The 14,095-nt window shown below is 51.8% G+C and carries 13 protein-coding genes; 12 read left to right on the plus strand and 1 reads right to left on the minus strand.

Annotation, left to right across the window (positions count from 1 at the left end):
• Nucleotides 1–62: 62 nt before the first annotated feature.
• From ACB033_RS22235 to ACB033_RS22270, 8 genes are all read left to right on the plus strand, one after another.
• Nucleotides 63–920, plus strand: coding sequence for a hypothetical protein (locus ACB033_RS22235; RefSeq protein ID WP_157835378.1), 858 nt, complete (start codon nt 63–65; stop codon nt 918–920).
• A gap of 3 nt (nt 921–923) precedes the next feature.
• Nucleotides 924–1,841: a DUF4123 domain-containing protein gene (locus ACB033_RS22240; protein WP_139725365.1), complete on the plus strand. Its 918-nt coding sequence runs from the start codon at nt 924–926 to the stop codon at nt 1,839–1,841.
• 12 nt (nt 1,842–1,853) lie between these two features.
• Nucleotides 1,854–6,764, plus strand: coding sequence for an RHS repeat-associated core domain-containing protein (locus tag ACB033_RS22245; protein WP_139725366.1), 4,911 nt, complete (start codon nt 1,854–1,856; stop codon nt 6,762–6,764).
• Nucleotides 6,764–7,444 carry an Imm43 family immunity protein gene (locus ACB033_RS22250; protein WP_029303276.1) on the plus strand — a complete coding sequence of 227 codons (681 nt, stop codon included), beginning with the start codon at nt 6,764–6,766 and terminating at the stop codon, nt 7,442–7,444. Before ACB033_RS22245 ends, ACB033_RS22250 begins: the two co-directional genes overlap by 1 nt.
• A 162-nt stretch (nt 7,445–7,606) precedes the next feature.
• Nucleotides 7,607–8,962 carry an RHS repeat domain-containing protein gene (locus ACB033_RS22255; protein ID WP_240041756.1) on the plus strand — a complete coding sequence of 452 codons (1,356 nt, stop codon included), beginning with the start codon at nt 7,607–7,609 and terminating at the stop codon, nt 8,960–8,962.
• Entirely contained in the window at nt 8,962–9,327 is a 366-nt protein-coding gene (locus tag ACB033_RS22260; RefSeq protein ID WP_139431455.1) for a hypothetical protein, read from the plus strand. Before ACB033_RS22255 ends, ACB033_RS22260 begins: the two co-directional genes overlap by 1 nt.
• A gap of 316 nt (nt 9,328–9,643) precedes the next feature.
• On the plus strand, nt 9,644–10,009 hold the full coding sequence (locus ACB033_RS22265; protein WP_139431454.1) for a hypothetical protein: 366 nt from the start codon (nt 9,644–9,646) through the stop codon (nt 10,007–10,009).
• Between the two features lie 149 nt (nt 10,010–10,158).
• Nucleotides 10,159–11,526, plus strand: coding sequence for a tetratricopeptide repeat protein (locus ACB033_RS22270; protein ID WP_026140939.1), 1,368 nt, complete (start codon nt 10,159–10,161; stop codon nt 11,524–11,526).
• A gap of 43 nt (nt 11,527–11,569) precedes the next feature.
• Here the strand turns inward: ACB033_RS22270 and ACB033_RS22275 are convergent, their stop codons facing one another.
• Nucleotides 11,570–11,959: a tyrosine-type recombinase/integrase gene (locus ACB033_RS22275; RefSeq protein ID WP_240041757.1), complete on the minus strand. Its 390-nt coding sequence runs from the start codon at nt 11,957–11,959 to the stop codon at nt 11,570–11,572.
• 365 nt (nt 11,960–12,324) lie between these two features.
• Here ACB033_RS22275 and ACB033_RS22280 point away from each other — a divergent pair, with 365 nt between their 5' ends.
• The 4 genes from ACB033_RS22280 to ACB033_RS22295 all read left to right on the plus strand — a co-directional run.
• A complete protein-coding gene (locus ACB033_RS22280; RefSeq protein WP_275056028.1) occupies nt 12,325–12,618 on the plus strand; it encodes a helix-turn-helix transcriptional regulator in 294 nt (97 codons plus the stop codon).
• A gap of 230 nt (nt 12,619–12,848) precedes the next feature.
• Nucleotides 12,849–13,367, plus strand: coding sequence for a type VI secretion system effector Hcp1 (hcp1, locus tag ACB033_RS22285; protein ID WP_010634822.1), 519 nt, complete (start codon nt 12,849–12,851; stop codon nt 13,365–13,367).
• 186 nt (nt 13,368–13,553) lie between these two features.
• Entirely contained in the window at nt 13,554–13,892 is a 339-nt protein-coding gene (locus ACB033_RS22290) for a hypothetical protein (RefSeq protein ID WP_139725367.1), read from the plus strand.
• On the plus strand, nt 13,853–14,095 hold a 243-nt coding region (locus tag ACB033_RS22295), incomplete at its 3' end, for a contractile injection system protein, VgrG/Pvc8 family (RefSeq protein ID WP_371140613.1). The genes ACB033_RS22290 and ACB033_RS22295, both read left to right, overlap by 40 nt.

Here is a 14,095-nt window from a genome sequence, read left to right on the forward strand (position 1 = left end):
TAGTCAGGAATGAGGCTGCCAATGTATATGCCATTATTGATGTCAGTAGGTTCGATGACTGCATGGCTTATTGGAAAACTCTGTATCGACAATGCCAAGAAGAGTGGCGGCTATTGCCCAATGACTATGGTGTGCAGTGCTATCCGGTTACTGAATTACTATTGATCTCTATAAAAGAAGGTTCAGCAACAGAAAGCCTGTTGTTATGGCTTTTATCCCATCAACACTACCCTGGTACGGGGGTTGTGTTGTTCACGGCAACAGCCGAAATAGACGACATACAGCAAGCTTGCTTACATCGTCATACTTGTGTTTATCCCGATGGTCGGCATTTCTTCTTCCCCTTTCATGAACCGGCTACGCTAAAAACTTGGCTGTCAATGGCTGATGTGTCAATGAGGCAGCGGTTTGAATCGCCTTTTGGGGAGATATATATTCCCGAAGTGGTCGATACATGTTATTCAAGCTCACAGTTTGAGTGTATTAGTACGTCAGCTTCGTCTCAAAATATACCGTTGCATGTATATGAAAACAGGTTGAGCGCCGAGGCTTATCGCGTACTGACCAACCAAGCACGTTACCAATATTTGACCAAAGCTTTATTCGTTAGAGCCAGTGAATACTATCCATTTTTGCTGGATATAACATGGCTAGAGCAGCGCTTCATAAGCGGTATTCTTTTGGCAAATGAGTTTTATCCTGCTGCATCTGAAGATGAGTGGGAGTCCTGGTCGGCACACCGCTGGATCATAGGTTCGGATTATTATCGGCACCCTCAGTTTATTAAATTGGTTTCTCACTATTCGTTATCGATGGCCATTAAAAAATTCAAAATGGATGCCGCGCTGGTCAGTGATTCACGGACCCACTTCCATCGACGTGAATGGATGTTTGGCCTGGCTGACGACAAAGGAGCGTAAGACGTGAAGGCAAACAAGGTGATGATATCTGGCAAGTATCGGGATGATGAGTTGCAGCAGTTGCTTGATGGGCAAGGTTTGTTCATGTTTGCCGAAGCGGCCATCAACGAGGCTGTGCCTAGCCTGGCAGAAAAATGGGGCGGTAGCCTTGAGCAGACCCGGTTGTATTGGGGAGAGACGGGAAAGCTGCATAGCACTATTTCCCCTTATCTCATCCCCGTTCATCGACGAAATTGGCCAGAACTCCAGCGCCTTATCATCCATCAACCAGGCTGGGGACTGCTGCTACAACTCGACTGGTTCATGTTGGCCTATACGCCGCTACAACAGTTGCAAGCATTGCTGGCACATCTGCGCCAGTGGTCCTGGATAACAACCCCTGAAGATGAAACTGCCATCTTGCGGCTCAGTGATTGGCAGGTGGTCAAACCCCTCTTGATGGCAAGCTCCCCTGCTGAGACCACTGCGCTGTTTGGTCCCATCGCCACCATCATTGATATGTCACCGGAGGGGAGTTGTGAGTATATCCAGATTATTGACCGGGTCGAACATGACCTCGCTGGGCATTCACCGCAACAGTTATCACCCGTACAGTGGACTGCATTGAACTCGCTGTCAGACAGCATTGCACACGATGAGTATGTCGCACATATCCAGGCGCATCATCCGGTGGTTAAGGGGTGGCAACCAGAGCAATTATTCTCTTTTATCAAAGACGGCGAACAAGAGGCGTTCTCCCATGGGTTCAAAAATCAGCAGGATGTCATTCGCTTTTTGAGTCTAAAGCTGGAAATGCCTGCGGAATTTATGGCGCTTCCCTGGGCAAAAAAAATCATGGCAGAACCTGCAGAATTGATTGGGCAACAGAGCCGCATGGACAGGTTATTTGAGCAAGCACTTTGCGAGTTGGACAAGGGATAGGTTGAGGGAATCATGAGTAAAAATAAAACGGCGAGTTTGCTGTCCAGTGATGAAGCAGCCAAAAAAAAATTCTCAACCGATAACATCATCTCTGGTGGTTGCGTAAAATGTGGTTGCGAAGTGATTATTCATTATCACTATGATGATGGAAAACCCGTTCCTAATGCTCCATTTGTCCTGACTGATAGTAACAAGACCGTAATTAAAGGCAAAACCGATAGCAAGGGGCTGTGTCGAATTTATGATATGGGATGTGGCACCTTTGAGTTGTTATTGGAAGAGGGGAGTGACGAATTTAAACCCAAGGAAACGCTACAAAACAACCCGGTATTTCAATCCAATCCAGCTTATGCTGCGCTGGCTGGTGAATACTTCACACTCTTTCTCATTTTGCGACAGCAAGGGTTGATTGAATACGATGCTTCAGACAGCAGTGCTGATGAGGTGGATGTTGATGATGTTGGCATGTTTGGTGGAATATTCAATAGCGTGCCGGATAAATATAATAAAGCGTACAAGCGCTTCTGGGAACTCGATAAAAAGATAAACAGAGGTAGTCGCAATCTTAAAGTTGCTGTCAACAAAATACACCACAGTCTTGCTGCTGAATTGGGTGACAAGGCCAGTAGTAATGAAGCGGTGCTTCTGGTATGTGAAGTGTTGCTCGGGTTTGTACCTGTGGTGGGTCAAGTCATGGATCTCTATGCCATAGGTGATTGGAGTTATGACACTTACAAAGCACCGGCAAAGTTGGATGATAATATGCATCTCGCAGAGGGTGCATTGTGCTTGATTGGTATTATTCCTGGCCTTGGAGATGCCATCAAGGTCAGTGGTAAGGCTATTATTAGGGCGCTGAAGCTAGGTGATAGAAAATCCATCCAATTTGCCATCAAAACCATTCGTAGTCTGTCAAATGGCAACCTGATCAAAGGATTGATGGATCTGCGTGCCCAGATAAAAACATATGGTCAAAAAGCCAAAGCTATTTTGCAGCAGGTAATTGCAGCATTGAAAAAAATGCTGATAGACCCGGCCAGCAACCGCTGGTTGATAGCGATGATGAAGGAACAAATCACCGGAATTATCCATGCACTGGAAAAGCTCTCGGCAAAATTTGAGGCATCTCTTGCTTATATCGCAGCGAAGTTTGACGAGTTTATTGGCAAGGTGGTGACCCGTGTCACCGGTTCACCTCGGGCGAAGGGGCGAGCCGAATTGCCCGAAGGTTTTAATGCCGGTCGTAACAAGGGTGAGGGACATGATGCAGGTAAACCACCAGCCGAAAAGACCCGAGCGGGGCAGGCAGATGGCAATAATTGTGCAACCAACAAGACATGCCAAGAGAAAGGTGAGCCAGTCGATATGGCCACCGGTTTCGTGTTCGAGCGACGGGAGGATTGGCGCCTGGCCAGCGTGTTGCCGGTCGGATTGACCCGTTACTACCGCTCGGGGGGACAACGTCGTCCGGGTATCCTGGGGACCCTTTGGCGGACGGAATGGGACATGTCGCTGGAGTTGCAAGAGGGCATGGCCATCTTCACCGATGGCGAGTTCAACCAGGCCTTCTTTACCCTACCTGATGAAGGTGAGTGGGCACACAGCCCCTCCAACCCGGAGTGGCGGTTGACCCGCTTCGAAGGTCTGCTGCAGTTGCACCATCTGGATGGTCGTCGTTATGGCTTCGAGCATGCCCGTGGCCCCCACCTTTATCTCACATCTATGAGTGATGCCTGCGGCAACCGGGTACGTTGGGTGTGGGAACGGGGTCGCCTGGTGCGCGTCTTGTTGGCCGATGGTCGCTATATTCGGGTCAGTCATCAGGGGCGCAATGTCTCTGCTCTTACCCTGGTGGTGTCGGAGTTTGACCCACCTCGCGAGCTTTCCCGTTATGAATATGACGAGAGCGGCGCCTTGCTGCGGGTCAGAGCCGGTGCCGGGCGAAGCTTTGATTACCAATACTCACCGCAAGGGTGGCTCACCCGATGGAGTGACCTAGCCCAAACCTGGGTCGAACACGACTATGACTCGCAAGGCCGCTGTCTGGCTAACCGCTGTGCGGACGGCTATTGGAAAGACCATTTCCGTTATGACGATGCCAATCTCACCAGCTATTACCACAGCGGTTTTGGTGGCGTCACCGCCTATGTGCGCGATGAGCGCAACAACATCCTGCTGCGCCGTGAACCGGATGGCGGCGAGACCCGCTTCGAGTGGGTGAACAATCAGTTGGCGGCACGGGTTAATCCTCTAGGTCAGCGCACCGAGTTTGAACGCAACGCGTGGGGGCAAGTGACGTGCGTGACCTTGCCCGATGGCAGTGCCCACCGTTATGGCTACGATGATGCGGGCAGGCTGCTGGCCTATATCGATCCGCTCGGCCAGCCTTGGCAATACAGCTATAACTCTCAGGGGCTCGTTGAAGGAGTGACTAACCCGCTGGGGCAGTGCTGGCGTCATGAATATACTCCTCAGGGTTTGCTGGCCGCGGTGACCGACCCGGTCGGTCAGCGCAGCCAGTGGTATTATGGGGAACAAGGCTTGCCGGTTCGCTACGAGCCAGCTATTGGCGCCCCCTGGTGGTTTGTCTATGACCAGCAAGACCGTCTGGTCGCCCGTTATCAAGAGGGTGAACAAGGTGCTCTGGTACGTCGCTGGGAGTATCGTCACCACGCCCGGCAACCCAGCAAGGTCATCTATGAAGATGGTACCGAGAGTCGCTTTGATTACGACATCGAAGGCAATCTGGTTCGGCTGACCGATGCGCTGGGCCATCACCACCAACTGACCTATGGCGCCTTTGACAACCTTCAGAGCGTAACCGACCCGCTGGGTGCCACTACCCGCTATCACTACAACGCCGAGAGCGATTTTGCCGGTGTCACCAACAGTCAGGGGCATCACTGGCGCTATGAGTTTGATGCCTGCGGCCGGGTCGCAACGGAAGTGCACTATGACGGACGTCGCTATGACTACCGTTACGATGTGGCGGGACAGTTAATACTGCGCCGGGCACCGGATAATCGCGAGCTGCACTATCACTATGATGTGTTGGGGCGACTGGCTCGAATTGAAGCCTGGCGTGCCCAGGGCGAGCATAGTGACCCGACGGCGAGGGCAAAAGAGAGTGAAACCCACTTTGCTTATGATGCCGCCGGTCGTCTGCTGCGGGCCAGCAACGCCGATGCGGTGGTGGAATACGAGTGGGATGCACTGGGCCGGGTGGTCTGCGAGCGCGTCAATGGCGAGACGATAGAGAGCCATTATGGCGAGGCGGGCCAGCGTGAGGCCATCACCGGCTTGCTGGCGCCGCTGGGGCTGTCCTGGCAGCAAGGGCGACTGACCCAGCTCACCGTGGGCAGCCGCCAGCCCCTGCAGTTTGCCCACGACCGTCAAGGGCGTGAGCAGGTGCGCCAGAGCGAGGCCGGGTTTGCCCTCAATCAAGGGTGGAGCTCCACCGGGCTTTTGCTCTCTCAATCCCTGGTACCTGCGAGTGGCGCTGTGCCAGACACACTGTCACGTCACTACCAATATGATGCCCTTGACCGCCTGGTTGGGGTTAACGACAGCCACTGGGGCGAACAGGGCTGGAAACTCAATGGCAACGGTCAGGTGGTGGCCGAGCGCAGCAAGCGCGGTCACGAGCGTCAGGCCCGGCTGTTTGGCTATGACAGCGAACTGAACCTCTGCGAGCTCTCCCATATTCTGCCCAGTGATGGGCAACCACTATCCAGCCAGCAGGCGCAGGCCGAGCCCTTGCGCCGTTATGATGCTGCGGGCCGAGTCAGTCAGATAGGGCCCAATCAATACCGCTACGACAAATGCGGTCGCCTCAGTGAAAAAGTGGTATCACGGCCCGGCTTTCGGCCCCAGACCTCGCAATTTCAATGGGATGCCCACGACCGCTTGCAACGGGTCATTTTGCCCGATGGTAGCCGCTGGCGTTACCGCTACGACCCCTTTGGTCGGCGTATCGGCAAGGAGCGGGAGGGTCAGGTGAGCCAACTCACCGCGATAACCCGCGTCCACTATCGCTGGGACGGTGATCAGCTGGTGCAGCAACAAAGCTACCGGGCCGATGGCAACGCCGCCCGTCAGGTACAGTGGGTCTATGAGCCGGGCAGCTTCAGGCCACTGGCCCAGTGGGAGGCCGGTGAACAGGAAGAACGTCTGCACTATATCGTGACGGATGTGGCGGGCACCGCCCGCGAGCTGTGCAGTGAGACTGGTGACATTATCTGGCGTGGTGAACAGCGGCTGTGGGGCAACCATCGAACCGATGTTATCCCACAACCGCTCAGACGCTTCCTTGGGGATGCAGCCAACGAAGAGACCTACTGCGAGCTGCGCTATCAGGGGCAGATTTATGACCAGGAGACGGGGCTTTACTACAACCGGCACCGTTACTTTGATCCTGAGTTGGGGCAATATATCTCGCCAGACCCGATAGGTTTTGCAGGAGGGCTGAGGCCCCAAGGATATGTACATAACCCGCTAGAGTGGGTGGATCCACTTGGCTTGAATAGTACGCTGCTAAATAAAAATATGGGCGGTGTAGCGGGAGACCAGCTATCTGCTCACCATGTAATACCTGTTAAAGTATGGGAAAGTAACAAGAGCTTTTTCAATGAAATAGGCCTTGGCGGTAGGCGTGATAGTATTGAGAACGGGATTTTTATTCCTGGTAGTGAATCGGCGTTTAAAAACGATGTAGGCAAGGGGATGCCTGTTTTCCACAGCTCAAAGCATGATACATATAGTAAGGACGTAAATAATAGAATAACGACGATTAGAGATGAATATAAAGCTGGAGTCTTGTCTAAAGATGAAGCTAGAATAGCCGTCAGAAAAGAGCAAATGCAATTGAAACGAGATATATGGTCTGGAAATGTGTCTAAAAATTGCAAGGGGAGACTCGATTGATGAAAGAAAAATATTTCTTCTTGATGAATGATTATACTGAGACCAAGTTTTTACCCGGCGTCCTTGATGTCATGCCTGGGAGAAACATTCCTTTCGAGTCATCAGGTACAGTGTCCTTCCCGCATGATACGGATAAAATCATTAACAGCAAGGTTTATCTAAATTTTGATGAACATGAGGATTTATTTTTCGACTATAGAGAACATGACGGTCATTTATTCTCTGAAAGATTCGCATCTGTCATGCAGACTTTTAGATCGTCTCCCTCTATCGTCAAGCCATTGTCGATTTGGATGGCGGGCATAGAACAGCCTCTAAAGTTTAACTATATTGCATTTTTCAGAGGAAGATGGGATAAAGGAAATCAATTAGATAATAACTTCTCGTTTTATGATAAGGACAAGTCTGTTCATGCAGAGGGCAGAAGAAAAGAATTGGTGCCACTAGGTGAAATAATATTAACTGATGCTGTCGCACAGTATGACTATTTTCAATTCCTAGATACAAGCTATTTAGGTCGCTTTATCATTATCAATGAGAGAGTCAAGATTGCTCTTGAAGACGCAGCATTAAAAGGATTTAAAATAATCCCATTGCAAAATGGTTTCTCTGAATATTGTAAAGCATACGGAAGAACCATAGAGGAACTATTGCCGAAAATAAAAAGGAGGATGCCGTAAATAATCCTTCTACACACATGCGTAGTTGAATATGTTTATAGTTGAGTCTTAAATGAACATAAAACATGATTTTTATTAAATCCAACGCCAGTATCACGCTGGCGTTTTTTTACAAGCAACCGGTATGAGTAAGGCTGGAAGCTCAATGGCAACGGTCAGGTGGTGGCCGAGCGCAGCAAGCGCGGTCACGAGCGTCAGGCCCGGCTATTTGGTTATGACAGCGAGCTGAACCTCTGCGAGCTCTCCCATATTCTGCCCAGCGATGGGCAACCACTGTCCAGCCAGCAGGCGCAGGCCGAGCCCCTGCGCCGTTATGACGCTGCGGGCCGGGTCAGCCAGATAGGGCAAAATCAGTACCGCTACGACAAGTGCGGACGGCTCAGTGAGAAGGTGGTATCACGCCCCGGTTTCCGACCCCAGACCACCCAATTTGAGTGGGATGGCTTTGACCGCCTGCAACGGGTCATTTTGCCCGATGGCAGCCGCTGGCGTTACCGTTACGACCCCTTTGGTCGGCGTACCGGCAAGGAGCGGGAGGGGCAGGTGAGCCAACTCACCGCGATAACCCGCGTCCACTATCGCTGGGACAGTGACCAGCTGGTGCAGCAACAAAGCTACCGGGCCGATGGCAACGCCGCCCGTCAGGTACAGTGGGTCTATGAGCCGGGCAGCTTCAGGCCGCTGGCCCAGTGGGAAACCGGAGAACAGGAAGAGCGTCTGCACTATATCGTGACGGACGTGGCGGGCACTGCCCGCGAGCTGTGCAGCGAAGCCGGTGACATTATCTGGCGCGGTGAACAGCGGCTGTGGGGCAACCATCGAACCGATGTTATCCCACAACATCTAAGACGCTTTCTTGGGGATGCAGCCAACGAAGAAACTTATTGTGAGCTGCGCTATCAGGGTCAGATTTATGACCAGGAGACGGGGGTGTATTACAACCGGCACCGTTACTTTGACCCGGAGTTGGGGCAATATATCTCGTCAGACCCGATAGGTTTTGCGGGGGGATTAAGGCCACAGGGATATGTGCATAATCCGCTGGAGTGGGTGGATCCACTGGGGTTGGCGGGATGTCCGGCAAGCCTTACTAGGGAACAAAGACAAGCAAGAATAAATGAGCTTGCGGAGGCTAATGCACATAGACGTTTACAAGAAATGGAAAGTATGAATCCAAAATCTCACTTCCTTGAGAGACATGGTGCCCAAACGTCCTTAGAATCTCAACTTGGACGAGCGACTAATGGAGTGAATCCTACTACAGGGGTTCAGCAGCATATACCGTCAGCAGCAACTCGATTTGATAGTCACAGAGATCAGTTAAATGCCATACAACGAGCGCAAACTATTCAGAAACAATCAGGTGGTGTTGTGAATAAAGCTATAATCCCGTATGGAAGAAGAATCGGAGAAGGGTATAGTAAAACAGGCCCGACATATGGTACTTCAAGTACGGCAACAGTGATTTTGACTCCAAATGGGCAAGCAATCACCGCCTATCCTGTATGGGGGGGATAATGAGGAAACTTGATTTGAAAACTCAAAATGAAATTTCTACATTAGTAGGTTTTCTTTCTGCTCTTGATGAGGAAGTAATAAGTGACGATGATTATTTACTTATTAAAAGTAATAATTTAAATATTGAAGGTGACCTGCGAACTATTTCAGATGCTATCCTCAAGCCTTGGTTTTTGGAATACAAGCCAGCTAATAGAGATAAAGTTATTCAGTCTATTGACTTTATTGTAAGTGGTAAGGTGAATGTTGTTGATGTTATTTTTTCTGAAGTGAATTTTACTTTTGAATATGAAATAAAAGACAAGTCACTGTTCTTAAAAAGAGTGAAACATCTTCTAGAAGAATATGCTAGATGTAGTGGCTAGGGAAGGTGCGAGCAAGTCCCTGATGTGAGATCGTTAGCCTCACTTGGCATCATGGATGAGGTTCAGCATGAGTCACCAGCTCACCTTTGCGGATAGAGAGTTCATCGAACTCGCCTATCCCAAGGCAGGTAACGGGCGTCGTCCCTACCTACTCGATTAAAAGACCGGTTTTGGCAGTAAAAAGTTAGAATCTCGGAGTAATGAGTATTTAAATGTGGCAGGGGGTCATGGTGAAGGTATGGCCCACTTGTTCGCGCCTTCTTTAAATCCATCCGCTTTTGAAGTGGCGATAATTTAATTACACAGGTGACTTTTTATGAAAAAGCGCTATCTAAACACACTAGTTATATCTCTCACTCTGTTTTCTGCTCTGGTTAAAGGTGAGGAACCTCAGTGGCTGGAAGGTGTATATGTCAATGAAGATCATGACGCGCTAGCAAAATCACTGACCTTTTGTAAGGCTGGAATGGCCCTTTATGATTTTATTAATGCAGGGTATGTTGTCGAAGGGAAAGGGAATAACAGGGTTATTACACTCTATTCCAATGGAGCATTTAAGCTAAAGGTTGCAGAAAATGGAAAAATTTTGATGCCTGATGACGATTTCACAAAACAGTGGCTGACAAAAAGTCGTCTTAAACTCGACGCAACACAACCTTATGAATGTAAACCTGGCTTCTGATTATCCTGGTGCTGTTTGTACCGATCTCGTTATATCCTAAAACGTGGATTGCCAGGGAAGGAACTGTATCAGCTTTGTGCCTATCAGGTAGCCGTGTAGCATATCGAGTGCACCATCCGTCACCTTTTAACTCAGCGAAGATTTTTTCCATGACACATCAAGCCTTATGGTTGGCACTGGCAGCCAGCATGCTTGCAGGCTGTTCTTCCACTGCCCCACGCACTGACGCCGAATTATCCCAAGCCGCAAAGCAGGGGGATGGCCTTGCCCAGTATGAGCTGGCCAAACGCCTGGCCAAGCAACCTGATTACCCTAATGCCATGCACTGGATGCAGCAGGCTTCACAGCAGTCAGGCCCCTTGGCCGCCGATCAAAAGATCCGCGCCAATGCTGCCTGGCAAGTCGGTGACTGGTATCAGGCCGGGCTCGGGGAGCCCAAGGATCCTGCGCTCGCTACTCAGTGGTGGCGGCGTTCAGCTCGCCTTGGCAACACCCAGGCCAACTATCGGCTGGGGCTGATGTGCCAAGAGCAGCATCAAGGCAAACTGGTGAGTGAATGCCTCGACTGGTTCGAGCAAGCGGCCAAGCAGGATCATGCTGAAGCTCAGTTGGTGCTGGCCCGTTGGTACAGCCAGCAACCGGGTGCAGATACTGATGCCATCAAGTGGCTCGAGAAGGCGGCAGAACTGGGTAACCGTGATGCTCAGTACCTGCTGGGTGAGCGATATGCGCAAGGTAAAGGGGTTGCTAAACGCCCAGATCTCGCCCAAGGCTGGAATGATAAGGCTGCTGCCCAGCAGCAACCTGACGCTTTGTTACTGCAAGCCAAACAGGCAGCACCTACTGATGCTTTTGCGGCCTATCAACGAGCAGCTAGTGCTGGTTCTGCCGAGGCTGAACTCTGGCTCGGCATAGCTTATCTGGCTGGGGAGTTGGTATCATCAGACCCTGCTTTGGGTCGCTACTGGCTGGAGCTGGCCGCTGGACACGGCTCCCATGAGGCCGAATATCAGTTGAGTTTGCAGCAGGTAGACAGGAAGCGGCAGATCCACTGGTTAACGCGTGCTGCTGACGGTGGCGTGACCAAGGCATGGTTCGATCTGGCAGCACTACTGCAGGAGCAAGGGACACTGGAACAAGCGAGAGCCAGCTATGCCAAGGCTGCCCAACAAGGACACACTGCAGCGCAATATGCTTACGGCGAAATGTTGCGTCTGGGGCAAGGTGGCAAAGAGAATTACGCACTGGCCCTTAAGCAATATCGCTTGGCCGCTCAGCAAGGTGACCGAATGGCTCAATACCGAATGGGAACACTGCGTGAGAAAGGTCTGGGGGCACCGCGTAACCGGATACATGCCTATGCTTGGTTCTCATTGGCCGCCACCGAAGGGATGACCGAAGCAGTACAGGCCCGTGACGAGCTGGAGGTTACGATGACCAAACCAGAAGTAAAGCAGGCTCAGAAGCTGTCGGAGCACTGGTTTGGTAAGATGTCATCGCCCGCCAAGAAAAGCTAAAAAAAAGAACATAGAAGAAAGCGGCCATTTGGCCGCTTTCTTCTTATTCAGTTGGCAAATAACCTGCCACAAACTCAGCCCACGAATCCATCATAGGACGCCGCTGATCGAGCAAATCAGTATGGTGGTATGCAGCTTCGACCTTGTTCTGCACTGTATAGGCTAACGCTCGTTCAGCGAGATCCCACGCATAGCCCTGCTCGCTGTACCAGTCTCGAAAGCTGGAACGAAAGCCATGAGCAGTTGCCATTCTGCCAGGAGTACAGCTCTCCGCTTTAGCTCTTCTCAGAAACATCGTCAACACTGTGTCTGAGAGCGGTACCTGATCTCTGGGGGATGGGAATACCAACGCGTCATGCAATCCCCTTAATCCCTTCAGGATTTCGACGGCGCGAAGAGATAACGGAACGCGATGTTGTTGCTTGGCTTTCATACGCTTCGTCTGGTAGGGTCCAGACCCTTGCCTCCAGATCGACTTCTGACCACTTCATGGCTCTGACTTCACCTGAACGGCAAGCAGTCAGGATAAAGAACTCTAGCATTGAGCGGGTTACATCGTATTGATGCTCCGTTCTAAGGTGCTTTTGTACAAAGGTGGGGATATCACGCCAAGGCATCGCGGGTTGGTGTTCAACCCTCACTGATTTGTTGGGTTGGGCCGGTAGTAAGTGACTCACCACATCCACCGGGTTTGCAGAGGTATAGCCGTGAGCCCATGCCCTGCTCTCCTTTATTACCAGCATGCCTCGCACCAGGCAGCAGTGGCTCTCTGCGGTGCCCTTTATCAGTTGGCTCTCCATGCATATCTTTGAGGCGGTGGCCCGGGTCTGTCTGGCGGGGCAGTCACCGCATGATGCGTTGAGTTTGCGGGAGCTGGAGGTGTGTCGCTGGACGGCGGAGGGCAAGCAGGTGAGCGATATTGCCCAGATCCTCGGGATCACGCCCCGTACCGTGACGTTTCATCTGAACAATGTGGTCAACAAGCTGGGGGCGAGCAGCAAGAGCCAGGCCATCTCATGGGCATTGAAACAGGGGGTGGTCAGGTTGAACGTGGAGATGGCGCTGGTGGCCAATGTGGATGAGGAGCAGTGATTCTGTTTGTGGCAAGCAACTCGTTGCGTAGATGGCAAGATGTTCCACTGCATGTGCAAGAATTTATGGTGCAATAACCTGTTGATTGCAACCTTTTGCGCCACGCATCAGACCAGCTTACTTGATTATCACTTAATACATTGAAAAATATGGATAAAAAAGAGTGGCATGGTCGCTGCTAACTGGTTTGGTCGAGTGTCATTACCGTTCAACCAATCAGGAGCAAACTCATGCCAACTCCATGTTATATCAGCATCGAAGGTAAAACCCAGGGCAATATCACCGCCGGTGCCTTCACTTCCGATTCCGTCGGCAACATCTTCGTGCAGGGCCACGAAGACGAGATGCTGGTGCAAGAGTTCCAACACGTCGTCACCGTACCGACCGATCCGCAATCCGGTCAGCCTGCTGGTCAGCGCGTCCACAAGCCGTTCAAGTTCACCGTGGCCCTGAACAAAGCCGTGCCTCTGATGTACAACTCCCTGGCCTCCGGCGAAATGCTGCCGAAAGTAACCCTGAAGTGGTACCGCACCTCCGTCGAGGGCAAGCAGGAGCACTTCTTCTCTACCGTGCTGACCGATGCCACCATCGTCGACATCGACTGCCAGATGCCGCACTGCCAGGATCCGGCGAAGTCTGACTTCACCCAGCTGATCCAGGTCTCTCTGGCCTATCGCAAGATTGACTGGGAGCACACCGTTGCCGGTACTTCTGGTGCGGATGACTGGCGAGCACCGATCGAGGCCTAATTCTCGATCTCTTATTGCCGTTATTCCTTGTAGTGCACCCCATGGCCTGGTGATGGCAGTGTCAGCCATCGTCAGGCCAGTGCAAGTTTTCTCCGACCCGTTCAGCTGGATGCGGTCGGAGCTTTTGTGTTTTGCCATATGGCTGCGAGCCGACCTTATTGCAAAGCACAATAGAGGCCAGTCGTTATGTGTTCCACCATTGCATCGTCCGGTGACGTGCTCATCGATCACGATGGGCTTTTCCCATCTCCCGTGATTTCAGTCAGCTCTGAGCGTTCCCTCGGTGGCAAATTGGCGTCCCGGCAGGACGAGCCGCTGGCCCCTTACGATAAATCCGACAATTCCCTCTATCCGCACAGCAGCTCTGGTCGCTTGCGTACTTTACGGTGTGGCGGCCAACCCATCGCAGTGACCGGCACTGCCGTCGGTTGCGGCGGAGTAGTGATTGGTTCGGGCAGCGGACAAGGCAGGTTAAGGAGCGCTTCATGGCAGACAGCACAGGATTACAATTCACCGTCAAGGTAGGGGCCCTGCCCGAAAGCACCTTCGTGGTGGCCGAGTTTGCGCTGGATGAAGCGCTGAACCGGCCGTTCAACCTGCGTTTGGAGCTGGCGAGTGCCCAGCCCGACATCGACTTTGGCGCCGTGCTGGACCAGCCGTGCGAGCTGTTGGTGTGGTACAACGGCGAGCTGCAGCGCCGGGTCTGCGGGGTGGTGAGCGACTTTGCG

The organism is Aeromonas sp. S15(2024) (assembly GCF_041402265.1).
Taxonomy (GTDB): Bacteria; Pseudomonadota; Gammaproteobacteria; order Enterobacterales; family Aeromonadaceae; genus Aeromonas; species Aeromonas dhakensis.

What these genes read in the sequence shown, in the direction of transcription:
- ACB033_RS22235 (WP_157835378.1), top strand. Translation starts at nt 63, where the DNA reads ATGGCTTATTGGAAAACTCTGTATCGACAATGCCAAGAAGAGTGGCGG.
- ACB033_RS22245 (WP_139725366.1), top strand. Translation starts at nt 1,854, where the DNA reads ATGAGTAAAAATAAAACGGCGAGTTTGCTGTCCAGTGATGAAGCAGCC.
- ACB033_RS22250 (WP_029303276.1), top strand. Translation starts at nt 6,764, where the DNA reads ATGAAAGAAAAATATTTCTTCTTGATGAATGATTATACTGAGACCAAG.
- ACB033_RS22260 (WP_139431455.1), top strand. Translation starts at nt 8,962, where the DNA reads ATGAGGAAACTTGATTTGAAAACTCAAAATGAAATTTCTACATTAGTA.
- ACB033_RS22265 (WP_139431454.1), top strand. Translation starts at nt 9,644, where the DNA reads ATGAAAAAGCGCTATCTAAACACACTAGTTATATCTCTCACTCTGTTT.
- ACB033_RS22270 (WP_026140939.1), top strand. Translation starts at nt 10,159, where the DNA reads ATGACACATCAAGCCTTATGGTTGGCACTGGCAGCCAGCATGCTTGCA.
- ACB033_RS22275 (WP_240041757.1), bottom strand. Translation starts at nt 11,959, where the DNA reads ATGAAAGCCAAGCAACAACATCGCGTTCCGTTATCTCTTCGCGCCGTC.
- ACB033_RS22280 (WP_275056028.1), top strand. Translation starts at nt 12,325, where the DNA reads ATGCATATCTTTGAGGCGGTGGCCCGGGTCTGTCTGGCGGGGCAGTCA.
- hcp1 (WP_010634822.1), top strand. Translation starts at nt 12,849, where the DNA reads ATGCCAACTCCATGTTATATCAGCATCGAAGGTAAAACCCAGGGCAAT.
- ACB033_RS22290 (WP_139725367.1), top strand. Translation starts at nt 13,554, where the DNA reads ATGTGTTCCACCATTGCATCGTCCGGTGACGTGCTCATCGATCACGAT.